Origin of the sequence: Zymobacter sp. IVIA_12111.31 C1, assembly GCF_047495495.1 — a bacterium.
In the GTDB taxonomy this organism is placed as follows: domain Bacteria; phylum Pseudomonadota; class Gammaproteobacteria; order Pseudomonadales; family Halomonadaceae; genus Zymobacter.
The window spans coordinates 2,970,746-2,997,002 of the sequence record NZ_CP179930.1; the positions used below are offsets into that span (position 1 = coordinate 2,970,746).

General features: G+C 58.9%; 19 protein-coding genes. 15 read left to right on the forward strand and 4 right to left on the reverse strand.

Features of this window, described 5'->3' with window-relative positions; all coding sequences use genetic code 11:
* The first annotated feature begins 41 nt into the window (after positions 1-41).
* Both ACMHYW_RS13255 and ACMHYW_RS13260 read left to right on the forward strand, forming a co-directional pair.
* Positions 42-2,192, forward strand: coding sequence for a RelA/SpoT family protein (locus ACMHYW_RS13255; protein WP_027704333.1), 2,151 nt, complete (start codon positions 42-44; stop codon positions 2,190-2,192).
* A 147-nt stretch (positions 2,193-2,339) separates the two neighbouring features.
* A complete protein-coding gene (locus ACMHYW_RS13260; RefSeq protein ID WP_414500331.1) occupies positions 2,340-2,729 on the forward strand; it encodes a RidA family protein in 390 nt (129 codons plus the stop codon).
* A 68-nt stretch (positions 2,730-2,797) separates the two neighbouring features.
* Here ACMHYW_RS13260 and ACMHYW_RS13265 read toward each other — a convergent pair whose 3' ends face one another.
* On the reverse strand, positions 2,798-3,643 hold the full coding sequence (locus tag ACMHYW_RS13265) for an SDR family oxidoreductase (protein ID WP_027704335.1): 846 nt from the start codon (positions 3,641-3,643) through the stop codon (positions 2,798-2,800).
* A gap of 153 nt (positions 3,644-3,796) precedes the next feature.
* Between ACMHYW_RS13265 and ACMHYW_RS13270 the strand changes: the two genes are divergently transcribed.
* The 4 genes from ACMHYW_RS13270 to ACMHYW_RS13285 all read left to right on the forward strand — a co-directional run bounded on the left by ACMHYW_RS13270 (position 3,797) and on the right by ACMHYW_RS13285 (position 9,738).
* Positions 3,797-4,750 carry a hydrogen peroxide-inducible genes activator gene (locus ACMHYW_RS13270; RefSeq protein WP_027704336.1) on the forward strand — a complete coding sequence of 318 codons (954 nt, stop codon included), beginning with the start codon at positions 3,797-3,799 and terminating at the stop codon, positions 4,748-4,750.
* Between the two features lie 61 nt (positions 4,751-4,811).
* Positions 4,812-6,899: an ATP-dependent DNA helicase RecG gene (gene recG / locus ACMHYW_RS13275; RefSeq protein WP_414500332.1), complete on the forward strand. Its 2,088-nt coding sequence runs from the start codon at positions 4,812-4,814 to the stop codon at positions 6,897-6,899.
* Positions 6,900-7,117: 218 nt separating this feature from the next.
* A complete protein-coding gene (locus ACMHYW_RS13280; protein ID WP_414500333.1) occupies positions 7,118-9,508 on the forward strand; it encodes a heavy metal translocating P-type ATPase in 2,391 nt (796 codons plus the stop codon).
* A 23-nt stretch (positions 9,509-9,531) separates the two neighbouring features.
* Entirely contained in the window at positions 9,532-9,738 is a 207-nt protein-coding gene (locus ACMHYW_RS13285; RefSeq protein WP_414500334.1) for a heavy-metal-associated domain-containing protein, read from the forward strand.
* A gap of 144 nt (positions 9,739-9,882) precedes the next feature.
* On the opposite strand, the gene ACMHYW_RS13290 is transcribed toward ACMHYW_RS13285, so the two are convergent.
* Both ACMHYW_RS13290 and ACMHYW_RS13295 read right to left on the reverse strand, forming a co-directional pair.
* Positions 9,883-10,401, reverse strand: coding sequence for a metallophosphoesterase (locus ACMHYW_RS13290; RefSeq protein ID WP_414500335.1), 519 nt, complete (start codon positions 10,399-10,401; stop codon positions 9,883-9,885).
* Between the two features lie 879 nt (positions 10,402-11,280).
* Positions 11,281-12,069, reverse strand: coding sequence for a deaminated glutathione amidase (locus tag ACMHYW_RS13295; RefSeq protein WP_414500336.1), 789 nt, complete (start codon positions 12,067-12,069; stop codon positions 11,281-11,283).
* A 305-nt stretch (positions 12,070-12,374) separates the two neighbouring features.
* Between ACMHYW_RS13295 and ACMHYW_RS13300 the strand changes: the two genes are divergently transcribed.
* The 3 genes from ACMHYW_RS13300 (at position 12,375) to ACMHYW_RS13310 (ending at position 16,207) form a co-directional block, all read left to right on the forward strand.
* The gene (locus ACMHYW_RS13300) at positions 12,375-13,799 is read left to right on the forward strand and encodes a sugar porter family MFS transporter (protein WP_414500337.1); all 1,425 of its coding nucleotides are present in this window, start codon (positions 12,375-12,377) and stop codon (positions 13,797-13,799) included.
* 770 nt (positions 13,800-14,569) lie between these two features.
* A complete protein-coding gene (gene aspA, locus ACMHYW_RS13305) occupies positions 14,570-15,991 on the forward strand; it encodes an aspartate ammonia-lyase (protein WP_414500338.1) in 1,422 nt (473 codons plus the stop codon).
* Between the two features lie 84 nt (positions 15,992-16,075).
* Entirely contained in the window at positions 16,076-16,207 is a 132-nt protein-coding gene (locus ACMHYW_RS13310) for a hypothetical protein (RefSeq protein ID WP_414500339.1), read from the forward strand.
* A gap of 155 nt (positions 16,208-16,362) precedes the next feature.
* Here ACMHYW_RS13310 and ACMHYW_RS13315 read toward each other — a convergent pair whose 3' ends face one another.
* Complete coding sequence (locus tag ACMHYW_RS13315; protein WP_414500340.1) at positions 16,363-17,322, reverse strand: lysine exporter LysO family protein; 960 nt, start codon at positions 17,320-17,322, stop codon at positions 16,363-16,365.
* A 476-nt stretch (positions 17,323-17,798) separates the two neighbouring features.
* Here ACMHYW_RS13315 and glnA point away from each other — a divergent pair, with 476 nt between their 5' ends.
* The 6 genes from glnA to ACMHYW_RS13345 all read left to right on the forward strand — a co-directional run bounded on the left by glnA (position 17,799) and on the right by ACMHYW_RS13345 (position 26,238).
* The gene (gene glnA, locus ACMHYW_RS13320) at positions 17,799-19,205 is read left to right on the forward strand and encodes a glutamate--ammonia ligase (protein ID WP_027704342.1); all 1,407 of its coding nucleotides are present in this window, start codon (positions 17,799-17,801) and stop codon (positions 19,203-19,205) included.
* A gap of 178 nt (positions 19,206-19,383) precedes the next feature.
* Positions 19,384-20,490, forward strand: coding sequence for a nitrogen regulation protein NR(II) (gene glnL / locus ACMHYW_RS13325; protein ID WP_414501516.1), 1,107 nt, complete (start codon positions 19,384-19,386; stop codon positions 20,488-20,490).
* A gap of 11 nt (positions 20,491-20,501) precedes the next feature.
* Positions 20,502-21,974, forward strand: coding sequence for a nitrogen regulation protein NR(I) (ntrC, locus tag ACMHYW_RS13330; protein WP_414500341.1), 1,473 nt, complete (start codon positions 20,502-20,504; stop codon positions 21,972-21,974).
* Between the two features lie 153 nt (positions 21,975-22,127).
* A complete protein-coding gene (locus ACMHYW_RS13335; protein WP_414500342.1) occupies positions 22,128-23,228 on the forward strand; it encodes an SMP-30/gluconolactonase/LRE family protein in 1,101 nt (366 codons plus the stop codon).
* 193 nt (positions 23,229-23,421) lie between these two features.
* Positions 23,422-24,786: a deoxyguanosinetriphosphate triphosphohydrolase gene (locus ACMHYW_RS13340; protein ID WP_414500343.1), complete on the forward strand. Its 1,365-nt coding sequence runs from the start codon at positions 23,422-23,424 to the stop codon at positions 24,784-24,786.
* Positions 24,787-25,173: 387 nt separating this feature from the next.
* On the forward strand, positions 25,174-26,238 hold the full coding sequence (locus ACMHYW_RS13345; protein WP_414500344.1) for an asparaginase: 1,065 nt from the start codon (positions 25,174-25,176) through the stop codon (positions 26,236-26,238).
* The last annotated feature ends 19 nt before the right edge of the window (positions 26,239-26,257 follow it).

Sequence of the window (26,257 nt, forward strand, 5' to 3'; positions counted from 1 at the left end):
CCATCGCTCATACCCTATGCCCGCAATCGTGAGCCACGCCCATGTTCACTATCGATGATCTGGCGGACCGCCTAGGCAGCTACCTGCCCGATGATGAAATCCGACAGGTCAAGCGGGCCTTCTACTTTGCCGAACAGGCACACGACGGTCAGCGTCGCCGCTCAGGCGAACCGTACGTTACCCACCCGCTGGCCGTTGCCAATATCTTGGCGAACATGCACATGGACCATCAAAGCCTGATGGCCGCCATGCTGCATGATGTTATCGAAGACACCCATGTGCCGCGCGACGCGCTGGCCAAACAGTTTGGCGAAGATGTCGCCAACCTGGTGGATGGTGTGTCGAAACTGGCCAAGATTGCGTTCCAAGACAAGGCCGTTGCACAGGCGGAAAACCTCCAGAAGATGGTGCTGGCGATGTCGCGTGACATTCGCGTCATCATCGTCAAGCTGGCCGACCGTCTGCACAACATGCGCACGCTGGGATCGCTTCGCCCCGACAAGAAACGCCGTATTGCTCGCGAAACACTGGAGCTGTACGCGCGAATCGCCAGCCGTCTGGGCATCAACACCATCCAGATTGAGCTTGAGGATCTGGCCTTTAAGGCCATCCATCCCATGCGCGCGGAACGCATTCAGCGCGCAGTGGCCGCGGCACGCGGCACGCGTCGCTCAATGATGCAGAATATCCAACACCGCCTGCAGGAAGGGCTGGACGATGCAGGCCTGCAGTCCAAGGTGCATGGGCGCCAGAAGCACTTGATGTCGATCTACCGCAAGATGCGCAGCAAGCAGCGTTCCTTCAACGAACTGATGGATGTGTTCGGCTTCCGCATCATTGCGCAGAACATCGACGACTGCTATCGCATCCTCGGCATCGTGCATCGGCTCTACAAGCCGGTACCGGGCCGCTTCAAGGACTACATTGCCATTCCGAAGGCCAATGGCTATCAGAGCCTGCATACCACTCTGTTCGGCCTCAACGGGTTCCCAATCGAGGTGCAGATCCGCACCCGTGATATGGACACCATGGCCAACAACGGGATTGCGGCACACTGGCTCTATAAGGCAGGCCAGACCGACAGACCACTGGGCGACGGCAGCCACGCACGCGCTCAGGAATGGGTCAAAAATCTGGTCGAAATTCAGCGCAATGCTGGCAGCTCGCTGGAGTTCATCGAACACGTCAAAAACGACCTGTTCCCCGACGATATTTATGTGTTCACCCCCAAAGGGCACATCATGGAGCTGCCGCACAACGCGACGGCCGTCGACTTCGCCTATGCCGTGCATACTGACATCGGCAACAGCTGCATCGCTTGCCGCATCAACCGTCACTTGGCCTCACTGTCGGCACCGCTGACCAGCGGGCAAACGGTTGAGATCATCACTGCCCCCGGCGCAACACCCAATATCAACTGGCTGTCGTTCGTGGTGACCGCCAAGGCGCGCGCATCAATCCGCCACTACCTAAAGCACCAGGAACGCAGCGATTCCGTTCAGCTGGGGCGTCGTCTGCTCAGCAAGGCGCTCAGCGCCTTCGGAACGCGGCTTGAAGAGCTGCCGCCAGGCCGTATGGAAGCTTTCCTCCATGAGGAACAGCTTGAGAACGTCGATGATCTGTTGCATGCCATCGGGCTGGGCAACCGCATTTCTTACAGCACGGCGCGGCGCTTGGTCGACGAGCAGATGACGCTTGATAACCCTACGCTGCCACAGCAGGATGCGCTTGAGATCAATCCGCACAACGTAGCGGTCCACTTCGCGCGCTGCTGCTACCCGCTGCCGGGCGACGAGGTGATCGGGCATATCAATGCGGGACGCGGGTTGGAAGTGCACCGCCGTGAATGTCAGCAGGCGCAGAAGTTTTATCGTCGCGAAGCCGATCAGTGCCTAGCGCTGGTATGGCCCAACACGCTGGACGAGGATTTCCCCTCGGCGCTGCGACTGGACGTGGCAACACGCCGCGGTCTGCTGGCCGAGCTGACAGAGCGCATCGACTCTAGCGATGCCGACGTCGAGCAGATCCGTATTCAGGAACACGATGCCCGCCTGTCGGTGGTCACACTGACGCTGGCGGTACGCGATCGCGTCCATCTGGCACGCGTCATCAAGCGATTGCGCGGTGTTCCGGGGCTAGAGCGCATCACGCGCGTCATCAACACCCCTGCGGCTCCCAGTACGCCAGTGTAAGTTAGCACTCAAGAATCTAGCGGCTGGCGACGATGAAGGGAGTAGGATATGGTTTCAGTTCACTTCCGACAGTAGGCGCCAGTGCATTTGCTCTGGCGTTATTCATTTCCTTCTGTCATTGCAGAACCTCTTGAGGAGTACAACAAGATGAGCAACCGTGCTGCCATTCACACTGACAAAGCCCCTGCAGCGATCGGTCCTTACTCACAGGCCATCAAGGCAGGCAACACCATCTACCTGTCCGGTCAGATTCCGCTCGACCCGGCAACCATGACGCTGGTCGACGGCGGCATCGAAGTCCAGGCGCGTCGTGTTTTCGAAAACATGGCGGCTGTCTGCAAGGCCGCAGGCGGTTCCTTGGGCGATATGGTCAAGCTCAACCTTTACCTAACCGATCTGGCCAACTTCGAAGCCGTCAACGAAGCGATGAAAGAATTCTTCGACGCACCGTATCCGGCCCGTGCCGCCATCGGCATCAGCCAGCTCCCGAAAGGCAGCCTGCTTGAAGCCGAAGGCGTCATGGTACTGGGCGACTAAGACCGTCGTTCTAGCAGCGGCCGTGAACATGCAAGCCCGTGGGGATGTCTGGGCTTGCATGCACGCGGCTAGCCGCGCGCCTTAAGGATCTGCCGGTACCCATCACGATAGGTGGGGTACAGGAAGCGATACCCTTGGCGCACCAGTCGAGCACTGCTGCACCGCTTGCTTGAGCGCCGACGCAGCGGCGACTGGATATAGTCGTGCGGCTCGACCTTCAGCTCCTGCGCCAGCCACGTCATAACATCGTGCAGCGGGGCCGGTTCAAGGTCCGATGCCAAATAGCAGTCATCCAGCGTATCGTTTTCGATAACGCGCTCGATCAGCCAGGCCAGTACGTTAACTGCGTCATCACGATGAATGCGGTTGGAATACAGCATGGGGACCTGCGGCGCGATGCGCCCCTCTCCGACCTGCCTGATCAATCTTTCACGGCCATGGCCGTAAATGCCAGAAAGCCGTACCACGGTTCCCGGAAGCGGACTTGCCAGCAGTCGGCGCTCAGCTTCCAGCATCAATCGTCCCGAAAATCCTTTGGGCTCCGTTGCGCTCTCTTCATCGACCTCTTCACCCTGATTCTGGTCATATACGGATGTCGATGACACGAAGAAGACATGACGTGGCGGACGCTTCTGCTGCTCTGCCAGCGTTAGGACGGCATCCAGCCCCTCGGGGTAGGCCGTCTTATAGGCCGATTCCTCGAAACGCTCGGCACTGACGGCATAGACTAGAATATCGGCATCGGGTAACGCCTCCGGCGGTTGTGTCACATCGAAGGCCAGCGGTGTGATACCGCTAGGCAGCCGTTCAGGATGACGCCGCGCACCGATCACGCGATGGCCTGCCGCGAGCAGGCGCTCGCCGAGTGCGCTGCCGATATCACCACAACCGAGTATGAGCGTTGTAGAATTCACCGTTGTACCTCTCCTTGGTAGGCGTGATGCAAGGCCCTGAAAGTATGTGCAATGTGCCGGCATCCTGCCGGAAGGCACTCTGCCACATGCTAGGATTCATGTCAGGACCAAGGGTACCGGGCGAGACTCTCGCCCCGCAGATGGGTTTGAACCATGACTTTGACAGAACTGCGCTACATCGTGACGTTGTCCCAGGAACGCCATTTCGGCCGTGCAGCCGAACGCTGCTTCGTCTCGCAGCCGACGCTTTCGGTCGCGGTCAAGAAACTTGAAGAAGAACTGGGCGTCGCCCTGTTCGAGCGCAGCAAGTCCACGGTGCAGGTCACCCCAATGGGGGAGCGGATCGTGGCACAGGCGCACCGCGTCCTCGAACAGGCCAACGTCATCAAAGAACTGGCGCATAAAGGGCGAGATCAGCTCTCCAGCCCGCTGCGCATCGGCGCCATCTATACCGTCGGACCGTACCTCTTCCCGCATCTGGTGCCAGCACTCAACGAGCTGGCGCCACAGATGCCGCTCTACATTGAAGAGAACACGACCGGGCTGCTGCGTCGCAAGCTGCGCGCAGGCGAGCTGGACGTCATCATCGTGGCGCTGCCGTTCACCGAACCAGACGTACTCACCAAACCGCTGTTCGAAGAACCGTTCGAAGTGCTGCTGCCCGCGGGGCACCCATGGCTGGAACGCGAGTCCATCGACCGCGAGATGCTGAGCGAGGAACGCGTACTGCTGCTGGGTGAAGGGCACTGCTTCCGCGATCAGATTCTGGATGCCTGCCCAGCGCTGGCCCACCAGATCAATCATCCTGACAAGGCACTGGTGGCAGAAGGCGGTTCGCTGGAAACTATCCGTCACATGGTCGCATCGGGGCTTGGCATTACCGTGCTGCCGAAGATGGCCACTGGCGTGCATGAATACGATTCTGGCATGCTGGCAACGCGTCCGTTCAGCAATCCTGCACCGGGGCGCTCGATTGCCGTGGCATGGCGCACCAGTTTCCCGCGCCCGAAAGCCATTGACGTGCTGACCAATGCCATCGGGCACTGCCAACCGCTGGGAGAGGCTCCGGGAAGCAGCAACCTCGAACTGCCCGAACATCGGCGCTAAGCTTCTTCATTCGCTGTCCCTACGTTAAGGATAGCAGCCACAACGCGATAAGGAATGAACCATGCGCACGCTCGATGCCGATATCACGACGCTTTCCGGTGTAGGCGATGCGCTGGCTGCCAAGCTGGAACGCTTGGGCATTCAGCGCGTGATGGATCTGCTGTTCCACCTGCCGCTGCGCTATCAGGACCGCACCCGCGTGGTGCCCATCGCATCGCTGCGCGCAGGGCAGGAAGCGGTCATCGAGGGTGAAGTCACCGCCGCGGATATCGTACAGGGCCGCCGCCGCAGCCTGTTGGTACGGCTGCGTGACGGCAGCGGCGTTGTTTCGCTGCGCTTTTTCCATTTCGCGATGGCGCAGGTGCAGCAGTTCACGCGCGGCACGCGGGTACGGCTGTTCGGTGAGGCGCGGACGGGCAGCACGGGTATCGAGATGTATCACCCCGAATACCAGCTGCTGGACAGCATGCACGATGCGCCGGCCCCCGATGATGCACTCACGCCAATCTACCCCACCACGGAAGGGCTGACCCAGCCGCGCCTGCGCGCGTTGGTCAAACAGGCGCTGTCGATGCTCGACGATACCCCTGAAGCCCTTCCCGAACTGGTGCCGGCCGCTCTGCGTCAGCGCTTCTCGCTGATGGATATCCACACCGCGCTGCGCACACTGCATCGCCCACCTCCCAACGTTACGCAGGATGATCTGCTAACCGGCGCACACCCAGCCCAGCGACGTCTGATCATCGAAGAACTGCTGGCACACCAGCTCAGCCTGCGTCAGGTGCGTCTCGACATTCAGCAGGATCAGGCCCCAGCGCTCACTGACGGGCACACGCTGCAAGCGCGCTTTCTAGCCCAGCTTCCTTTCTCGCTCACGTCTGCTCAGCAGCGGGTGCTGGCCGAAATCGGCCGCGACATCGAACGCACCACCCCCATGCTGCGCCTCGTGCAGGGTGACGTTGGCTCAGGGAAAACCGTCGTGGCCGCCATGGCCGCGCTACAGGCAGCCGCAAACGGCTGTCAGGCGGCGATCATGGCTCCCACCGAGATACTGGCCGAGCAGCACTTCCGCAGCTTCTCGCAGTGGTTTGAACCGCTGGGCATCAAGGTGGCTTGGCTGTCCGGCAAGCTAAAGGGCAAGGCACGCCTCGACAGCAAGGCAAAGATCGAAAGTGGCGAAGCACAGGTGATCGTCGGTACCCATGCACTGTTCCAACCAGACGTTACGTTTCATCGCTTGGGGCTAGCGATCATCGACGAACAGCACCGCTTCGGCGTGCACCAGCGACTGTCGCTGCGCGAAAAGGGCGAAGCCGCAGGTATCACTCCGCATCAGCTGATCATGACCGCCACCCCCATTCCGCGCACGCTGGCCATGAGCGCCTATGCCGACCTTGATGTCTCGGTGATCGACGAGCTGCCACCGGGCCGAACGCCGATCGCCACCGTGGCGGTATCAGACAGCCGCCGCCATGAGGTCATCCAGCGTATCGAACGCGCCTGCGAAGCGGGCCGCCAAGCGTACTGGGTCTGCACACTAATCGAAGAATCCGATGCGCTCGCCTGTCAGGCCGCCGAAGCCACACGCGACATGCTGAAGGAAGCGCTGCCTGCATTCGAGATCGGCCTCGTGCACGGTCGGATGAAGGCCACAGAAAAGGCTGACGTGATGGCCGCATTCAAGGCCGGTGATATCGACCTGCTGGTCGCGACGACCGTAATCGAAGTCGGCGTCGACGTGCCCAATGCCAGCCTGATGATCATCGAGAACGCCGAACGGCTGGGGCTGGCGCAGCTCCACCAGCTACGCGGACGCGTCGGACGTGGTCAGATCGACAGCTATTGCGTGCTGCTCTATCACCCGCCGCTGTCTGACACCTCTCGCGAGCGCCTTGGCGTGATGCGTGATACCAACGACGGTTTCCGCATTGCTGAAAAGGATCTGGAAATCCGCGGACCGGGCGAAGTGCTGGGGACACGCCAGACAGGCCTGATGAGCCTGCGCATTGCTGATTTGGGACGCGATCGTGCACTGCTTGATCAAGTGCACGCACTTGCCGACACGGTCATGGCACAGGCACCTGAAACCGCACCGGCACTGATCGAGCGCTGGCTCGGCAATGACCGCAACCGCTACGGGCAGGTATAGCCTCGCTCGCCCTCCTTCCCTCGCACGGCGGCTTGAAACGCTGATTGGCAAACAACAGGCGGTCGTGCGCCCTTCCCATTAGCACCTTATAGTTATTCATCATGCTCGATCATCATCACCTTCACATGACCCACAGGAAGTGACATCTCACGGCACGATGGCGCATAGTGAGTATTACATCAGTAAGGCCGTCACTTATTTTCGATGGGGTTCGTTCAATGGACCAGACTCAGCGAGTGCATCTTGGTATCCGCGGCATGTCCTGTGCCGCCTGTGCCGAGCGTCTCCAACGCGTGCTCAACCGGCTTGAAGGCGTCACCGCCAGCGTTAGCTTTGCCAGCGAAAAGGCCACCCTCGACCTCGCACCGAGCGCCCCGGCCCTGCAGGTTGTCATCGACGCCATCCGCAGCGCAGGCTTCGATGTCACCGATCAACATCTGACCCTCTCCCTTGAAGGAATGAGCTGCGTGGCCTGCGCTGCCCGCATCGAAAAGGTGCTGAACAAACAGCCCGGAGTCGACGCCACCGTCAACTTTGCCGCAGCACGCGCACATATCACCTATACCTCCGGCCTAGAAACGCCCGACACGCTGATCCAGCGCATCGAAAAGATCGGCTTCGGTGCGCAGACCGTCACACAACGCGATCATGATGCCGAGCAGGCTGAAAGCGCTCGCGCCTGGCGTATACAGCGCAATCACTTCATCGTAGCCGCCCTGTTCACCCTGCCACTGATGATCGAGATGATCGGCATGCTGATCGGTCGCACGCACCTGCTGCCCGGCGTCCTGCAGTGGCTACTGGCAACTCCAGTGCAGTTCTGGTGCGGCCGCCATTTCTACCTCCGTGCGTGGCGCGCGCTGCGCGGCGGAGCCGCCAACATGGATGTACTGGTGGCACTAGGCACCAGCGTGGCCTACGGGTTCAGTGTCTATACCTTGCTAACGCACCCTCACGGGCATCTGTACTTCGAGGCCAGCGCCGCCATCATCACGCTGGTGCTGCTCGGCAAGCTGCTGGAAGCCCGCGCTAGGTCGAAGACAGGCGAGGCCATTGCCTCACTGCTGGCACTCCAGCCTCAGATTGCGCACGTCGACGTTGACGGCGAATGGCAGGACCGCGACGTTGCAACACTACGAGAAGGCGATGTTTTTCTCGTGAAGCCCGGGGAAAGCGTTCCCGTCGATGGCATCGTGCTCAGTGGTCACTCCGAAGTGAACGAAAGCATGCTGACAGGCGAAAGCCTGCCCGTCGCCAAGCACACGGACGCCCCCTTGTATGCGGCCACCCAAAACTACAGTGGTGCCCTGCGCGCCCAAGCCACAGGGGTCGGGGCTGACACGGCACTGGCCCGCATTATTCGTCTGGTGGAAGATGCCCAAGGTTCCAAGGCCAGCGTTCAGCACCTCACCGACAGAATCTCGGCCATCTTCGTACCTGCGGTCGTTGCCATCGCTCTACTGACCTTCATCATCAACATGCTCGTTACCGGTCAGCTCGATACCAGCCTGATACGTGCCGTGGCCGTACTGGTCATCGCCTGCCCATGTGCGCTAGGACTGGCCACACCCACGGCTATCATGGTCGGCACCGGGCAAGGGGCGCGGACAGGTATCCTGTTCCGCAACGCCAATGCGCTCGAAAAGGCTCACCAGCTACAGGAGTTGGTGATGGATAAGACCGGCACATTGACCGAAGGCCGTCTGTCCGTTGCGGCCGTACGCCCGGCAGGAGACCGAACACGCGATGATGTGATCGCCCTAGCGGCGGGGCTTGAGCAGCACTCGGAGCACCCCTTGGCGCAGGCGATCGTTGCCTACGCGCAGAATCAGGCCATCCCCCCGGCGGCTGTCACCGATTTTGCCGCCGAGGTAGGGCGCGGCGTAACGGGCCACTTGGACGGCACCGAGGTACTGCTAGGCGCCCCCCGCTTTCTGGATGAACAAGGTATCGCGTTCAATAGAGAAGAAGCCGAATCGCTTGAAAAAGAAGGCTATACGGTGATCGGACTGGCCCAAGATGAGCAGTCGCTGGGACTCATCGGACTGAAGGATCGCCTGCGCAGCGATGCCGTACCCGCACTGCGGGCGCTGCATGAACAGGGCATACGCGTTGTCATGCTGACAGGAGATAACGCTGGCACGGCCGCCCGTGTAGCGGAACAGATCGGCCTGCGCCATTACGTGGCCGAGATACTTCCCGCCCAGAAAGCCGAATACATTGCCCAGCGACAGGCCGAAGGCCGCTGTGTCGGCATGGTCGGTGACGGCATCAACGATGCCCCCGCGCTGGCAACAGCGGACATCGGTATCGCCATTGGCGGAGGCTCCAATGCGGCGCTCGAAACAGCCGATGTCGTACTGATGCAGGACAGCCTCGTTCACATCGCCGATGCCATCGACCTCTCGCGCGCCACGCTCGCCAAGGTCAAACAGAACCTGTTTTTTGCCTTTTTCTACAATGGATTGGGAATACCGCTGGCGGCCATTGGACTACTGAACCCTATTGTGGCCGGTACGGCCATGGCGCTGAGTTCGGTGTCCGTACTGACGAATTCACTGCTGCTGCGCCGCTGGACATCGCCCAGCTCACAGCGCAGATCGGTTTGATCCACGTCTTGGAGAAACACGAAATGACGACGACAACACTGAACGTATCGGGAATGGTGTGTGGCGGGTGTGCTAGCAAGGTCACACAGGCACTGGAGGCCGTGGAAGGCGTAACACGGGTAGAGGTTGCACTGGAAGCGGGCCACGTCGAGATCGACCACGCCGACGGCATCACTCCGGCACAGCTGAAAGACACCATCGAAGCGCTGGGCTTCGACGTAGAAGACTGACGGAATGGCCCTGTAGAGGGCCATCTCGTGGATCATGCCACGCAGACTACTTCGGCATTGAACCAACCAACTGTGGACAACATAAAGGAAACGGCGCTGTCCCGCGCTCTAGACCTCGGGCTTCACCGAGCCTCGACTCACCCACTACTCCTGTTCTTCAAGCCACTCGTCGATATTGAGCGGCACATAGTTGACGGCCGGGCAGCTGACGTTGAGGAACTGCTCGCCGAATTCGATCTTGCCATGCAAGTGGCCGTGAATGTTGCGCCAACCGTTTTCCATATTGCAGATGTTGACGTGAAGCGGTGCGTGCGTCAGCGTGCAGTGGTGATAGCTGGTCATGCCGAACAACTCGCGCACACCGCAGTTCAGCAGCTCCTGCGCGCTAGGGCGGGAGGAGTGACTGTTAGGCATACTGTCGTGGTTACCCAGAACGATATAGACACGACCGACACTGTCACAGATCTTCTTCAGCATGGGCAATCGAGACTTGATTTCCACCACATCCCCGATGATATACAGGCTGTCGCGCTTGCCACAGGTCGCCAGAATATTACTGAGGATCGTATTGTCGTGGACAGCGACATTGGCGAACTGCTTGCGTTCCGTCGCGACCAGCTCTTCATCTCCGAGGTGGGTATCTGCAATGGCGAAAACGGGCATGGTGATTGCACTCCTTGCTAATAATAATTACAGAACAGGGATATATCCAACGCAGACTACGCTAACATGCCCGTCCAATAGTTATCATTAGTATATAATTGTAGCCATGCCACCCCACACTCATAATTAAACAGCAATAAAAGGCATAAGCAATCAACACACTGCAACACGGTTCATTGCTCTATTAACTGTCATTATAAGTTGCTTATAAAAGCCTGACACACTATAAATATAAGCAAACTAAAAATTAAGCACCGCTGTTCTTTAGTCGCCTCGGCACAACTCAAACCTTATTCTCTAACGTTCAATATCTGCTATGGATACTGGATCTTAACGCCCAACACCCGCAGAAATGCTGCAACATGACGCATCATTGCCATCCTACGCTCCATAAAAAAACGCCTGATAAAAACAGACCACATCGTCTCGTTATAAAATATAAGCTATTCTTAAGAAATTATCGAAGGTAGCTAAAAGGCAAGACGGCTATTTTTTAATTTCAAAATAAAGCCACACAAAGAGATGCTTTTTATTTTTCCGATCACAGACGATCTAACATCAAATAACGTTCTCTCTTGAATATCAAACAACACTTATCTATCGCTAAAATAAATATTAATCTAAAAATGACGATAGACGTTATATCAGGCAGTACTGATAGATAAGGACATAGGGATTAGCGATAGCACCCATAAGTAGGAAAACACAGCTTGCAAACCGCGGATCATGAAAGCGTTGCACAGCCATTGGCACCTTCCGCCTTCGCTTAATACGCGCATGCGCTGCATAGCAGCCGAGCACTCTGGCGGCACGCGCATGCCGCCAGAGAAGACCGCGCCGCTCGAAGAAAAAAGCGGGTGTGGATAAAAGAGCGTTACATCAAGCCAGTGTGGGGGGCTGGAACCGACCATTGGCCAGCACAGGCAATGCGGCCCTGACGTTTTCTAACCGTTCTCGCGATAGCTCTGCCAGCACCAGCGCGGGCGTTTCAGCAGCACGAGCGATCACAATGCCCAGCGGGTCAGCCACCATACTGCACCCGATGTTGCGCGGACCGCATTCACTGACGGCCGCCACATAACAGGTCGTATCCAGTGCTCGCGCCGAAATCAGCGTTTCCCAATGCCGTTCCTTGTGAGCCCCTTTGACCCATGCCGCGGGCACAACTATCAGTTCGGCCCCACGCAGCGCCAGTGACTTCGCCACTTCAGGAAAACGCAGGTCATAACAGGTCATCACGCCTACACTCATATCACCAATCGTCACGACGGGCGGAAGCGCGTCACCCGCATCAACATTGGTCGACTCTTTCATAGTAAAGGCGTCATACAGATGAAGCTTGTGGTAGCGGGCAACGATCTTACCTTTTTGTAGAACCACCAGTACGTTAGCAACGCGTCCGTCATGCGTTGGCACATGCAACGTCAGCACTGTGGCGACCGACTGGGAGGCCGATATAGCAAGCAACTGACGCAGGAAAGGGCCGTCCAGAGGCTGGGCCTCTCGTATCACGCAGGAAGGGTCGCCGATGTCGGTCGCCAGTACGGCTTCCGGCAGTACCAGTAGCGAAGCGCCCTGCTGCTCGGCTTGCGCCATCAGTCGGGCACACTGCTCAGCGTTGTGCTGCCAGCGTGGCGAAACGGGAAACTGCCCAAGAGCAATGATCATAATTGTTTCCTTTTGTACGGATCATGACGCTATTTGCAGTTACATGTCATGAATTCCTTGCCCAATACGTCAGGAGGGGTATCCTCGCACTGTCCTGTCAGAATGCTCATCTCGACCTTGGTATACGCCACTATTGTCTTGCTTGACGCGACCTCAGGATAAATCGAGCATCACTAATGATAGGGAAATGTTCGATACAGGCCCCGTCATGTCATGGCCCATGGCATCGTCCCTCGAAAGCGCTGCCATGCGCCCATGAGCATGCCTTCACTGTACACGCTACCGTTCGTTACGGGAGAGCTCTCATGAGCATCAATGCAGAACACACTGCCATACCTCAAGGAACAGAGAAACCACACATTCCCCTGCTTGTCTGGCTCAGCTGCATCACGGCTGCCGCAGGCGGGTTACTGTTTGGTTTGCATGCCGGCATCATGACCGGGGCGATCAAATTCATTCACGAAGAGTTTCACCCTACCACGGTACAGGAAGGCTGGGTCATCGGTGCGATGCTGGCGGGTGCCACGATCGGGACATTGAGCGCCAGTACGATCTCCAATGCACTGGGCCGCAAACGCCCTATTCTGCTTGGCGGTCTGCTGTTCTTCATCGGCGCTTTGCTGGCCTGCATGGCTAACAGCATCGAGATGCTCATCGTCGCACGCGTACTGCTTGGCCTCGCCATCGGTATCGTGTCCTTCGTCGTACCGCTCTACCTGTCCGAAGTGGCTCCTCAGCATATCCGCGGAACGGTCATCGCCTGCTTCCAGCTGATGATCACCATCGGGATTCTGGTCGCTTACCTGATCAACTTGGCCTTCAGCAGCGCGGGCAACTGGGCCGCCATGCTGGGCGTTACTATGATTCCAGCGGCCCTGATGATCATCGGCGTGCTGTTTTTGGCGGAAAGTCCCCGCTGGATGGCCTCTCGCGGTGCCATGGACGCTGCCGAAGCCACGCTCAAACGCCTGACCGGTTCCGATGCTGCAGCCGCACGCGAAATGAGCGGCATCCGTACTGCGCTCGAACGCCAGTCCGGCCCGAAAGTAAAAGGCGGCGCCTTCTTCCTGCGTAACGGCAACTTCCGCCGTTCGGTACTGCTGGGCATCCTGATTCAGGCCATGCAGCAGTTCGCCGGGATCAACATCGTTATCTACTACGCGCCGAAGATCTTTGAAATGGCGAACTTCCACGGCACAACTGCACAGCTGTGGAGCACCGTTGCCGTGGGTGTCGTCAACCTGCTGTCCACTATCGTCGCCGTTGCCTTCGCTGACCGTTGGGGCCGCAAACCGATTCTGTACGCAGGCTTTGCCATCATGGCCATCAGCATGGCCGTACTGGGCGCCATCCTGTACGTCACCGCCTTCAACTTCGCACTGCAGATCATCGCCGTGCTGGCCGTACTGATCTTCATCGTTGGGTTCGCCATGTCGATTGGGCCGCTGGCTTGGGCACTGTGTGCTGAAATCCAGCCAACACAGGGTCGCGACTTCGGTCTGGGTTGCTCCACCATCGCCAACTGGATTTCCAACATGGTGATTGCGGCCTACTTCCTGGTCGTACTGGATGCCCTGGGCGGTCCGCTCACCTTCGCGCTGCTGGCTGCTGCCAACGCTGTGTTCTTCGTCCTGACCTTCCTGCTCATCCCTGAAACAAAAGGGGTTCAGCTTGAAGAGATCGAAGGTAATCTGATGAAAGGCATGCCGCTGCGCCGCCTCGGCCGCTAAGCGCCACGCCCCTTATAACGGATGCCCCCGGACGATTACCGTCCGGGGGCTTTTTTTTTGCAACGACCTACCGCTCTGACTCCATCGTCATCGCATCCTCTGCGGAATCCCGCCACGGCCATGATCCTGAACTATACTGCCAAGGCCTTAACGATCAGCACGTTGGCGAAAACGTCCCGGATGACGGGGCCTGCGCCTACCTATACCTTGGTGTTAGCCCCTCATTATTTTCTTGACGGTAATGCTCTGACACTCTGATAGTGGTACCAGTACCGAGGCGGTTTGTCGCATAAGGTACTGTCCTTCGAGGCACGATGAGCCACGCGGCTCGGCCGACAAGGTCTGCACGACGGTCACGATGAGCGTCCAACGGCGGGCCTGACGGCGTACATGGAAAGGGGCTCCCCTGTCGCCTTGCCATGCACTCGATGCCTCACCCTATAGCGCCCGCGGGCAGGAAGCCCTCCCAGCGCGCTCCGAAGTGGCCCATATCAGGGAAGGTATGGGCCATTTCTTCGTTCACCTGCCGAAACACCGCCCTCCGCGGCACCATTTTGAACATTGCGCCGCATTATTCCTTAAAGCAACACCTCCCATCCCACTGATATAAAAGCACATATCGAATAGACACCGCATATGGCACAGGGTTTGCACTACCTTTCTGGCAACATCTGGTCGCGTTCTATCACAGCGCTGAGCCGGGCCAAAAGCCTTCCAGATGGAGCGACCGCATATCCAATGAACTGGAATAGCCCAGGAGACGAAAGATCGTGTCTACTACCATGCGTCAGGAAGAAGACTTCATCGGCACGCGTGAGATCGACGACCGCTGCTACTACGGCATTCACACCCTCCGCGCCTGTGAGAACTTTGCCATCAGCGCCACCCCGCTGAACCGCTACCCGTCCCTCATCAAGGGCTTGGTGGTCGTCAAGAAAGCCGCTGCGCTGACGCATCGACAACGAGGCTCACTGCCACCCGGTCTGGCCGATGCCATCGTCAAGGCCTGCGATGACATCCTGCTGCACGACCGTTTCCTAGACCAGTTCCCCATTGACCTGTTTCAGGGCGGTGCCGGCACCTCGACCAACATGAACGTCAATGAGGTAGTCGCTAACGTTGCTCTCGAACGCTTGGGACGTGCCAAAGGTGATTATCAGTTCCTCAGCCCCAACGACCACGTCAACCGCGGCCAGTCGACCAACGATGTCTACCCGACGGGCTTCCGCCTAGCGTTCTATCAAGACGTGCAGGACAAACTGCTGCCAGCTCTACAGCGCCTGAAAAAAGCGCTGGCACACAAAGGCACCGAATTCAGCAAAGTCATCAAGATGGGACGCACCCAGCTGCAGGATGCCGTTCCGATGACACTGGGGCAGGAGTTCAAAGCCTTCGCCAGCCTCATCGACGATGAAATCCGTCAGCTGGCGCATGACAAGCAGCCCCTGTTGATGATGCACCTAGGCGGCACGGCTATCGGCACTGGCGTCAACACCGACGCGGGCTATGGCGACGCCGTCATCCGCACACTTGCTGAGCTGACCGATCTGCCTCTGAAACCGGTCAAGGATCGCATCGCAGCCACCTCAGACTGCGGCGCCTACGTCACGCTGTCCAACGGCCTGCGCCGTCTGGCGACACGGCTGTCGAAGATCTGCAACGACCTGCGTCTGCTGTCGTCTGGGCCACGCGCGGGCCTCAACGAGATCAATCTGCCCCAACGCCAGGCGGGGTCCTCGATCATGCCCGCCAAGGTCAATCCCGTCATTCCAGAAGTGGTAAATCAGGTCTGCTTCAAGGTGATCGGCAACGATACCTGCGTAGTGATGGCCGCCGAAGCGGGCCAGCTGCAGCTGAACGTTATGGAGCCGGTCATCGTCCAGTCGGTACTGGAGTCCATTTCACTGCTGACCAACGGTATCGACACACTGGTCGAACGTTGCATCGACGGCATCACGGCCAACGCTAGCATCTGCCGTGACTATGTCATGGGGTCCGTCGGTATGGTGACTTGCCTCAACCCCGTACTGGGCCACCATGCGGGTGACCTGATCGGACAGGCGTGTCTGGCTACGGGGAAAAGCGTACGGGAAGTGGTGCTAGAGCAGCAGCTTCTGGGCGCACAGGAACTGGATCGACTGCTCGATCCAATGACCATGATCGCGCCGAAGGCCGTTATGGCAGGCAGCTGATACCTGCGCTATATCCATTGGAGAGAAGCTCTCTCAATAAGTACAAGAACTCTACGTGCACATGCCATGCAGAAGGAGATCACAATGGGTATCAAATCAGGCCCCAAACGTACGGCCAAATCGACGGGCAAAAAAGATAAACGCCAAAGCGTGACCCAGGAAAATAAAGCGAAGCACCCTAGCTTGAATACGCATCACCACACACCGGGTGACTGAGGTCCCGGGCCTCGCACAGAAAGGTAGCGAAAACATCGCTACTTTCATGAAAACAAGAACGCGACCACCAAGGTCGCGTTCTTGTCTCTGCACGGTATGAAAAAGCGAGGGCGTCGATAAGCCAGAAACGCGGCGCGAGACCGGGTGTGGATAACTCACATTACCGTCAACGGAATCAAGAACGGTACGGCAAACGACAGCAAGCTACCGCTGACGAACGCTGCAGTCACGTCACGGCGATCGGGATTATGGCGTTCGATCACAGGCAGCGTCACATCCATGCAGGTGGCAGCACAGGCACCGATCGCCATCTTGCCGCGCTGACGATGGCTCAGCAGGGGAATCAGGATAAGCGCCAACGCTTCACGAAACATATCGGTCAGGAAGGCGATCGACCCTACAACAGGTTCGCCCAAGCGGGAAAACAGGATGCCGGACAGCGAAGCCCAACCAAAACCCGAGGCTGCCCCTACCGTACCTCGCAGGGGCAGCGACAGCAGCGGTGCCACAATCAGTGCGCCCAGATAAGTTCCGGCGAAAACGCACAGCGCGATCTTCAGCCCACGCCGGTTGGCGATCAGTTCTTTAAAGCGCACATTGCTCATCGCTAGCTGGAAACCGATGGCGCAGGTCATGACGTAAAGGAGCGCCGTTGCCGCATGCTCATACGGAGCCTTGGGCAACCAGTGCGCCCACGCCAGCACGAAGCCGACGGCCACCATGCCGATCATCTTCAACGGGGCCGCCAGATGATGCAGCAGACGGTCAGGAGGCGTCACGGCCTCTATGCCATCGGTCGCCATCGTCGTCGGTGCCACCGGGTGCGGCAGGCGACCGCGCTGGGGCCGGTACATCACACCCCAGATGACCGCCATGGCCCCGGCCGTGGTTGCTACCGCAATGGCCAGAGCGGTCAGCCCGACTCTCACTAACATGTCGAAGAAGCCGTCGATCTGACCGATCGAAATCCCCATGAACATCATCAGCACGTACATGCTGACGCTGGCAACAGTATCAATATGGGTACGCAGAAACGACCAGTTGAAGCGATAGAGACCAAAGCCAGCCAGCAGCGACACGCACAGCGGCAGCAAATTGGAAAGGGCGATACCCATGCAGCGAGATCCTTTGTACGGCAGGCTTTCGACCACCTAGCACGGTCGGCGACCTGACGGCCTGTTGTTGTCGATTGGGCGGTTCATCATAGCGGGCTTGCCCTGCCAAGGACACCCACCTTAGCCCGCGATACGTTCTCTACGCTTTAGCTTGCGCACCACAACGGTGCAATGCATATTACAGAAAGGCGCAAGGCACTTTGTTGGTGCATATCCATACCTATATGCGCCACCCGAGTGCAATAAAGTGGCTAAAACGGTCATTTGTGCCTACAGATAACTCTGATGTTCCTTTGAAACGACGCTGTGCACCAGTATCGAGCCGACCAAGCACTATATTTGGCACGCTCCGTGCATTACTTAATGCGTCAATGCCGACCCGAAGGTCTGCGCCTGTCGTCATAACAGATAGTCACAGCAGATCTCGGCACCATCATCGCAAGCGTACCCGCAGCGGGAACTACTGGAGATTACACATGGCAGACAACACGCTGGCCCTCATCAAGGAACACGACATCAAGTGGGTCGACCTTCGCTTCACCGACACCAAAGGTAAGGAACAGCACGTTTCCATTCCGGCGCGCACTGTCGACGAAGAGTTCTTCGAAACCGGTCAGATGTTCGATGGCTCCTCCATCGGCGGCTGGAAAGGCATCAATGAATCCGACATGATTCTGATGCCGGAAGACGGCACTGCCTATGTGGATCCGTTCACCGAAGACCCGACGCTGGTTCTGCGCTGCGACATCATCGAGCCGGCGACCATGCAGGGCTACGACCGTGACCCGCGCTCCATCGCCAAGCGCGCCGAAGCCTATCTGAAAAGCACAGGCCTGGGCGACACCGCATTCTTCGGCCCGGAACCAGAATTCTTCGTTTTCGATGAAGTGAAATTCGGCAACGAAATGAACGGCTCTTTCTTCAAGATCAACTCTGAAGAAGGCGCATGGGCCACCAGCGAAAGCTTCGAAGGCGGCAACATGGGTCACCGCCCGCGCGTCAAGGGTGGCTACTTCCCGGTTCCCCCGGTCGACTCCTTCCACGATCTGCGTGCAGCCATGTGTAACACGCTGGAAGCCGTTGGTCAGGACGTCGAAGTGCACCACCACGAAGTGGCAAACGCTGGCCAGAACGAAATCGGTGTGAAATTCAACACGCTGGTCAAGAAAGCCGACGAAGTGCAGACCATGAAATACGTGATCCACAACGTGGCCCACGCTTATGGCAAAACCGCTACGTTCATGCCGAAACCGATGGCAGGCGACAACGGCTCTGGCATGCACGTTCACCAGTCGTTCTGGAAAGACGGCAAGAACATGTTCGCGGGCGACGAATACGCAGGTCTGTCCGAAACGGCACTGTTCTACATCGGTGGTGTTATCAAGCACGCACGTGCGCTGAACGCGTTCACCAACGCATCCACCAACTCGTACAAACGACTGGTACCGGGTTTCGAAGCACCGGTCATGCTCGCCTACAGTGCGCGCAACCGCTCTGCATCACTGCGCATTCCGTACACGGCTAACCCGAAGGCGAAACGCGTCGAAACACGCTTCCCTGACCCGACAGCCAACCCGTACCTGGCGTTCTCTGCGCTGCTGATGGCCGGTCTGGACGGTATCCGTAACCGCATCCACCCGGGCGAAGCACTCGACAAGAACCTGTACGACCTGCCGCCGGAAGAAGCGAAACAGGTACCGACCGTTGCCTCCAGCCTCGAACAGGCACTGGAAGCACTCGACGCTGACCGTGCGTTCCTGACCGAAGGTGGTGTATTCAGCGACGATATGATCGACGCCTACATTGCCCTCAAGATGGAAGAGGTCAACGAAGTGCGCATGGTACCGAGCCCCGTCGAATACTCGCTCTACTACAGCCTGTAAGGCCAGTAGCGCAACGGGACGACGTTCCTACAGGCATGGCAATCGCTGCGGTGATTGCCATGCGCGGGAGGCTCACAGGGTGGGCTTCCCTTTCAGCGGTGGCCCACAGGCCACCGTTGCCGTCTCTGGCCATCGACATTGCGCGACAGTGCCAGCCCCCTACAAGGATGAGTACGCCATGACCGATGCGCTCGACACCCATTATCTGCTGGATCATCTCTCGACGGCCGTCATTCTGCTGGATGATCGACAGCATGTGCTGTGGATGAACCCCGCCGCAGAGGATCTGTTGAGCGTCAGTCTGGCGCGCGTCACTCATACTCCCCTGAGCACGGTGACCGGTCAGGACGGGCCGCTGCCGGACCGCCTGCAACAGGCGCTGCTCAATCAGCACCCCTATACTCAGCGAGAAGCCTCGTTCGAACTGCCCAACGGCGAAACGCGCATCATGGACTACACCGTCACCCCGCTGTCGAACACGCGGGTGCTGCTTGAGATGGAGTCGCGCGACCGCTGGGTACGCATTCTGCGCGAAGAGGAGCTGCTGTCGCGTCAGGAACGCATCAAGCTGCTCAGCCGCGGAATGGCACACGAGATCAAGAACCCGCTAGGCGGTATCCGTGGCGCGGCTCAACTGCTGGCCCGAGAACTGACGCCCGCACAGCAGGAATACACCCAGGTCATCATCGAAGAAGTGGATCGCCTGCGCGATCTCGTCGACCGCATGCTGGGGCCGAATCGCCCGTTACAGCATCGGCCGCTCAACGTTCATGCCGTATTGGAGCGAGTGGCCGCGTTATTGCATAACGACAGTACGCCCGGCTTCTCCGAGGTGAGGATCATCAAGGATTACGATCCCAGCCTGCCGCCGATCCTGGGCGACGAGTCCCAGCTCATTCAGGCCGTGCTCAACGTGGCCCGTAACGCCATGCAGGCGCTCGCGGAAAACGCCATCGCACAGCCTTGCCTGACACTGCGTTCTCGCGCTCGACGTCAGTTCATTCTCAACGACCGCCATCGGCTGGTCTGCGAGATCACCGTCGAGGACAACGGCCCGGGCATTCCCGAGTCGCTGCGCGAGTCGCTGTTCTACCCCATGATGTCGGGCCGCGTCGAAGGCACCGGACTTGGCCTGTCCATTGCACAATCGATCATGCATCAGCACCAGGGACTCATTGAATGCGACAGTCAGCCCGGACTGACCCAGTTCCGGCTGCTGATCCCCCTGGACATGAAGCGTGAGCATGATGCCTCGTCTTCGTCCTCTTGCCCCCACGATCAATAAGGAACATGCCCATGAGTGAAGCCGCCCGCATCTATATCGTCGATGATGACCGCGCCATCCGGTGGGTACTCGAACACAGCCTGGCACAGCCGGACCTCAGCGTGACCAGCTTCGAAGAAGCTGACTCAGCGCTGGCCGCCATCCGCCGCCAAGCGCCTGACGTATTGATCACCGATATCCGCATGCCCGGTACCAACGGCCTCGACCTGATGGTGCAGGCCCGCGAACTGTGCCCCGAGCTGCCCGTCATCGTCACAACCGCGCACTCCGATCTCGATAGCGCCGTAGCGTCCTATCAGAGCGGCGCCTTCGAATATTTGCCCAAGCCGTTCGATGTTGACGAGGCCTTGTCGCTGGTACGCCGTGCCGTGGCACACGCCCGCGAACAGGCCAGTACTGCACCATCGGCACAGAACGAATCCGGCGAAACCGCCCTGCCAGAAATCATCGGTGAAGCACCCGCCATGCAGGAAGTGTTCAGGGCCATCGGCCGTCTGGCACATTCCAACATCACCGTCATGATCAATGGCGCGTCAGGCACCGGGAAGGAGCGCGTCGCACGCGCACTGCACCAACATAGCCCACGCGCACACGGCCCGTTCGTTGCGCTCAACATGGCGGCCATTCCAAAGGCGCTGATGGAGTCCGAACTGTTCGGGCACGAAAAAGGCGCATTCACCGGTGCCAATGCACTGCGCCGAGGCCGCTTCGAACAGGCCGATGGCGGTACGCTGTTCCTTGATGAAATCGGGGACATGCCCGCCGATACCCAGACTCGCTTGCTGCGTGTGCTGTCGGACGGTGAGTTCTATCGTGTCGGCGGGCATGTCTCGGTGAAGGTGAACGTCCGTATCATCGCCGCCACTCACCAAGACCTCGAACGCCGCGTGGCGGAAGGCCAGTTCCGTGAAGACCTGTTCCATCGCCTCAACGTTATCCGCATTCGCCTACCGCTACTGGCCGAACGCCGCGAAGATATTCCGCGCCTAGCCCGCCACTTCTTGGCACAGGCCGCACATGACCTCGCGACGGAGCCCAAGGTACTGACGCCCGCCACGGAAGATCACCTATCGCGCTTGCCATGGCCTGGCAACGTGCGCCAGCTGGAAAACACCTGCCGCTGGTTGACGGTCATGGCCTCGGGGCGTGAGGTGCTGATCGACGATCTGCCCCCCGAACTGCGCGAAATTCCCAGTGAACACGCGACGGTCGAGGTGCCGATACCCCATGGCTCAGCCGTCATCAGTTGGCAGGATGCCTTCCGTCAGTGGGTCGATCAGATGCTGGCGCAGGGCCACACACAGGTGCTGGAAACCGCGACGCCCGACTTCGAACGCATTCTGATCGAGACGGCGCTCAAGCATACGCACGGCCGCCGAGGAGAGGCTGCCAGCGTACTGGGATGGGGCCGCAACACGCTGACACGCAAGATAAAACTGCTGCTTCCAGAGCTATCAGGAAGCGACGACGATCATGAAGAGTGAATAACGGGCAAAATCTTGAAGTAAACATCAGGTTGGCCCACCTTCAATGAGGTATCTTCAGTAAACACCCGGGTGGCTACTATGGCTGCTCGACTCTGTTGCCTGACCGTCGTCGACCGTCAGGCAGATATCTCATGCACAAGGACAGTAGACATGACGTCTCGTACTCCTCGCACTACCGGCCTGATGCTGGCAGGCCTCATGATGGTGGCTTCTTCTGCCGCCATGGCCACGCCGGCCAAGCACGGCCACGCTCAGCAAGCCCCCCATGCACAGCAGCAGGCCAACGGCCAGACCGTACAGTCTGCCGTAATTCCGGCGCAGATCACCTATGACGATCCTGCTTTCCGCGAACTGGTCAGCCCGAAAGCCCACCTGACCCGTCTGTACGACAAGGCCACCTGGAGCGAAGGTCCGATCGTCATGCCCGATGGCAGCGTGATCTGGAGCGACGTGAAGCAGAACGAAGTGCTGCGCTGGCAGCCGACCGGCAAGCATGCCGGTAAGGTCTCCACCTGGCTGAAACCGTCCGACTTCCAGAACGGTCACGCGGTCGATGAGCAAGGTCGCATCGTGGCGGCATCTCACGGCAAGCGCGGCATCGTGCGTCAGGAAGGCAATGAATGGAAAGTGCTGATCGACAAGTACGAAGGCAAGCAGCTCAACAGCCCGAACGACCTGATCATTGATAGCACCGGCGCCATCTGGTTCACCGACCCGACCTTCGGCGTCAAAAACCCGCTGGAAAGCTACGGCGGCAACGTTGAACAGGACGGCGAATACGTCTACCGCTTCCTGCCGGCTACCGGTGTGATCGAACGCCTCGAAACACCGCTGGTCAAAGCGCCGAACGGTCTGGCCCTTAGCCCGGATGAACGCACGCTGTACGTTGCGGACAGCCAGCTGGCTCACGACTTCAACGACCATGCACTGGCACACCAGATCATCGCTTACGATATCTCTCCGGCCGATCGCAAACTCAGCAATGGTCGCGTCTTCGCTGTCATCAACCCGGGCATCCCGGACGGCATGAAGGTCGATGTCAACGGCAACGTCTGGACCAGCAGCGGCGACAGCGTTCAGGTCTACTCTCCGGAAGGCAAACGTCTGGGCCGCGTCACGTTCCCGTCCACCGTCGGCAACATGGTGTTTGGCGTGAACAAGGCCAACAAACCGGTATTGTACGTCACAGCGGCCAACGGTCTGTACCGTCTGGACGTCAACGTCAAAGGGGCTGTTCCGGTCAAACGTTGATCCGAACCGGTCACCTTGCGTGCATCAGCAGCCCCGCTTGTCGGGGCTGCTGTCGTTTTGGGTATGAGGTCTCTGTCAGCACGCCGTGCACGGCATTCATGCCTTCACGCCCGCGACTCAGACGGTACACTGTAAGCATAAGCGGCTGACAGCTAGAGGCACCGCTTTCAGATCATGATGACAGGACCCTTTCATGCCGAAGAAGATGAACTGGCACCAACTGCTGACCCCACTGCGCCTTCATGAACGGCCGGACGACAACCTGCCGGAACCGGGCCGCAGTCCGTTTCACAAAGACCACGACCGCATCATCTTTTCCGGCGCATTTCGCCGCCTAGGGCGCAAGACACAGGTGCACCCACTGACCGAGAACGATCACGTGCACACGCGACTCAGCCACTCGCTGGAAGTGGGCTGTGTGGGCCGCAGCCTCGGCATGATCGTCGCCGAAAAGCTCGCTGATCACATGCCGGACTGGATCACCCCTGCGGATGTCGGCGTGATCGTACAGGCTGCCTGCCTCGGGCACGATATCGGCAACCCGCCGTTCGGCCACGCAGGTGAATACGCCATTCGCGACTGGTTCCTCAGCATCCAGAAGACCAGCCCGCACCTTTTCGACCATCTGAGTGAAGAAGAAACCCGCGATCTGCTGACCTATGAAGGCAATGCACAGGGATTCCGCACCGTTACCCAGCTCGAATACAGCCAGTTCAATGGCGGCATGCGGCTATCGGCGGCCACGCTGGGCGCACTGCTGAAATATCCGTGGACGGTGGATCACGCCACTTCCGCAGGCAAGTTTGGCGCCTATCAGTCCGAGCGGCGGCAGCTCGAACGCGTCGCAGAACTGACAGGCCTGATCCCACGCGAGCGAGGCAAATGGTGTCGCCATCCATTGGCCTATCTGGTCGAAGCTGCCGATGACATCTGCTACGCGCTGATCGACCTCGAAGACGGCATGGAAATGGGCATTCTGCGCTTCGAAGAAGTGGAAGAGATCCTGCTGCAGATCGCCGGCCCCAAAGCCGACGCGGCGTTCATGGAAACCCTGCGCCGCAAGGCAGAAGACGGGGTGTCTCCACGTCGACGTGTGGCCGCTATGCGCGGCGCGGCGATGGAATGCGCTGTCAACGGAGTGGCTGCCGTGTTCGTCGAACAGGAGAATGCGCTGCTGGAAGGACGTTTTGAAGGCGATTTGCTCGACGCCTGCGCACCTTACCTGCGCGATGGCGTATGCCGCGCTAAGCAGCTGGCGCGCCAACGCATCTTCCAGAATGAACGCAAAGCCAAGCTGGAAATCGGCGCTTACACCACGCTGGGCATTTTGCTCGAAGCGTTCATCGGCGCGGCTTACGCCCTTCATCAGCAAGAAGAAGGCGAACCTCTAGGCTTCCGTCACCAGCGCGTGCTGTCACTGATTGGCGAGAACACGCCGCGCGCCACATGGTCTCTGTATGACAGCTATCGCCGCATGCTGGACTTCATTGGTGGCATGACCGACCACTTTGCCGTCGATCTGGCGCAGGAAATGGGCGGCCGCCTACGCAGCGAGTAATTGAAGATAGGGGGGACCTACCGGACGGTATCGGTCTCCCCCAATGATGTGATCTAGAGCACCGCTAGCTTCTCGTCTTTCATGCTGCGTTCACCTGTCCCCTGAAGCCCCTCCTAATCGACGCTTGCACCGTTACGATACGAAACGAATCAGTGGCGGCAGTTTTTGGTGCAGAGTATTAAACTTCGCTTCAAGTGAGTCCCTACTCACTTGGCTCGACGACAGTGCGCCCCTCGCGCTGCCGCCGATATTCGGCGGAATGCCCGCTCCTCTTAGCGGCATTTCATGGTTGGCGACTTCTGTTTCCTCACAAAGATTCGCAGAAGCACCATAGCTGGCATGCCTATTGCCTTACTCAGCAAGCATCGCCAGAGGAGAATCCCACACATGTCTTTATCACGATCAGCGCGCTTACTGCTGAGCTGCTGTTTCACCCTGTTCATATCACTGTCATGGCTGACTGCCGAGGCAGCGACACCGCCCCATATCGTGATTCTTGCCACAGGTGGCACCATTGCAGGACAAGGGGCATCCAGTGAGCAGACCACGGGATACAAAGCGGGCGTGGTCGGTGTCGACCAGCTGATTCAGGCCGTTCCAGAACTCAAGCATGTTGCTAATGTCAGCGGTGAGCAGGTCTTCAACATGGCAAGCGAAGACATGAGCACATCGCAGATCGCGGCACTGTCAGCCCGCGTCAACGCACTGCTGGCACGCTCCGACGTCGACGGTGTTGTTATCACACACGGTACCGATACGATCGAAGAAACGGCCTACTACCTCGATCTGACCGTCAACAGCGAAAAACCGGTCGTCATGACCGCCTCCATGCGCCCTTCCACGGCCATTTCTGCTGACGGCCCGATGAACCTACTGGAAGCCGTACGCGTCGCCGCCAACCCCAATGCTGGCGGCCGTGGCGTTATGGTCGTCCTAAATGATCGCATCGGCGCAGCGCGCTTCGTGACCAAAAGCAACACCACCGCCCTCGATACCTTCAAAGCTCCAGAAGAAGGTTACATGGGACGTATCGTCGGTCCAGATGTCGTCTTCGACTACCACCCTGACCGCCTGCACACCACCCACTCTGCCTTTGCCGGCATGACATCGTCCAAGCAGCCCAACGTCATCATTCTGAGCGGCTATCAGGATGATCCCGGCTTCCTGTTCGATGCCGCGATCGCCCAGCACGTTGATGGCATTGTCTTCGCTGGACCGGGAGCAGGCTCCGTCAGCAGCCGCAGCCGTGAAGGCATGCAGCGCGCCATCGCCAAAGGCATCACTATCGTGCGCACCAGCCGTACCGGCAGCGGCAACACGCCAACCGACCCGCAACTGCCGGGCGTCGTAGCGGACTCGCTCAATGCGCCCAAAGCCCGCATTCTGCTGCTGCTGGCACTTCAGAAAACACATGATGCGACTCAGCTACAGACGTGGTTCCACACCCACTGATCGCTGAATAAACGGTGCC

Coding starts and splice junctions, on each gene's coding strand:
- ACMHYW_RS13255 (WP_027704333.1), top strand. CDS start 42: ATGTTCACTATCGATGATCTGGCGGACCGCCTAGGCAGCTACCTGCCC.
- ACMHYW_RS13260 (WP_414500331.1), top strand. CDS start 2,340: ATGAGCAACCGTGCTGCCATTCACACTGACAAAGCCCCTGCAGCGATC.
- ACMHYW_RS13270 (WP_027704336.1), top strand. CDS start 3,797: ATGACTTTGACAGAACTGCGCTACATCGTGACGTTGTCCCAGGAACGC.
- recG (WP_414500332.1), top strand. CDS start 4,812: ATGCGCACGCTCGATGCCGATATCACGACGCTTTCCGGTGTAGGCGAT.
- ACMHYW_RS13280 (WP_414500333.1), top strand. CDS start 7,118: ATGGACCAGACTCAGCGAGTGCATCTTGGTATCCGCGGCATGTCCTGT.
- ACMHYW_RS13285 (WP_414500334.1), top strand. CDS start 9,532: ATGACGACGACAACACTGAACGTATCGGGAATGGTGTGTGGCGGGTGT.
- ACMHYW_RS13290 (WP_414500335.1), bottom strand. CDS start 10,401: ATGCCCGTTTTCGCCATTGCAGATACCCACCTCGGAGATGAAGAGCTG.
- ACMHYW_RS13295 (WP_414500336.1), bottom strand. CDS start 12,069: ATGATCATTGCTCTTGGGCAGTTTCCCGTTTCGCCACGCTGGCAGCAC.
- ACMHYW_RS13300 (WP_414500337.1), top strand. CDS start 12,375: ATGAGCATCAATGCAGAACACACTGCCATACCTCAAGGAACAGAGAAA.
- ACMHYW_RS13310 (WP_414500339.1), top strand. CDS start 16,076: ATGGGTATCAAATCAGGCCCCAAACGTACGGCCAAATCGACGGGCAAA.
- ACMHYW_RS13315 (WP_414500340.1), bottom strand. CDS start 17,322: ATGGGTATCGCCCTTTCCAATTTGCTGCCGCTGTGCGTGTCGCTGCTG.
- glnA (WP_027704342.1), top strand. CDS start 17,799: ATGGCAGACAACACGCTGGCCCTCATCAAGGAACACGACATCAAGTGG.
- glnL (WP_414501516.1), top strand. CDS start 19,384: ATGACCGATGCGCTCGACACCCATTATCTGCTGGATCATCTCTCGACG.
- ntrC (WP_414500341.1), top strand. CDS start 20,502: ATGAGTGAAGCCGCCCGCATCTATATCGTCGATGATGACCGCGCCATC.
- ACMHYW_RS13335 (WP_414500342.1), top strand. CDS start 22,128: ATGACGTCTCGTACTCCTCGCACTACCGGCCTGATGCTGGCAGGCCTC.
- ACMHYW_RS13340 (WP_414500343.1), top strand. CDS start 23,422: ATGCCGAAGAAGATGAACTGGCACCAACTGCTGACCCCACTGCGCCTT.
- ACMHYW_RS13345 (WP_414500344.1), top strand. CDS start 25,174: ATGTCTTTATCACGATCAGCGCGCTTACTGCTGAGCTGCTGTTTCACC.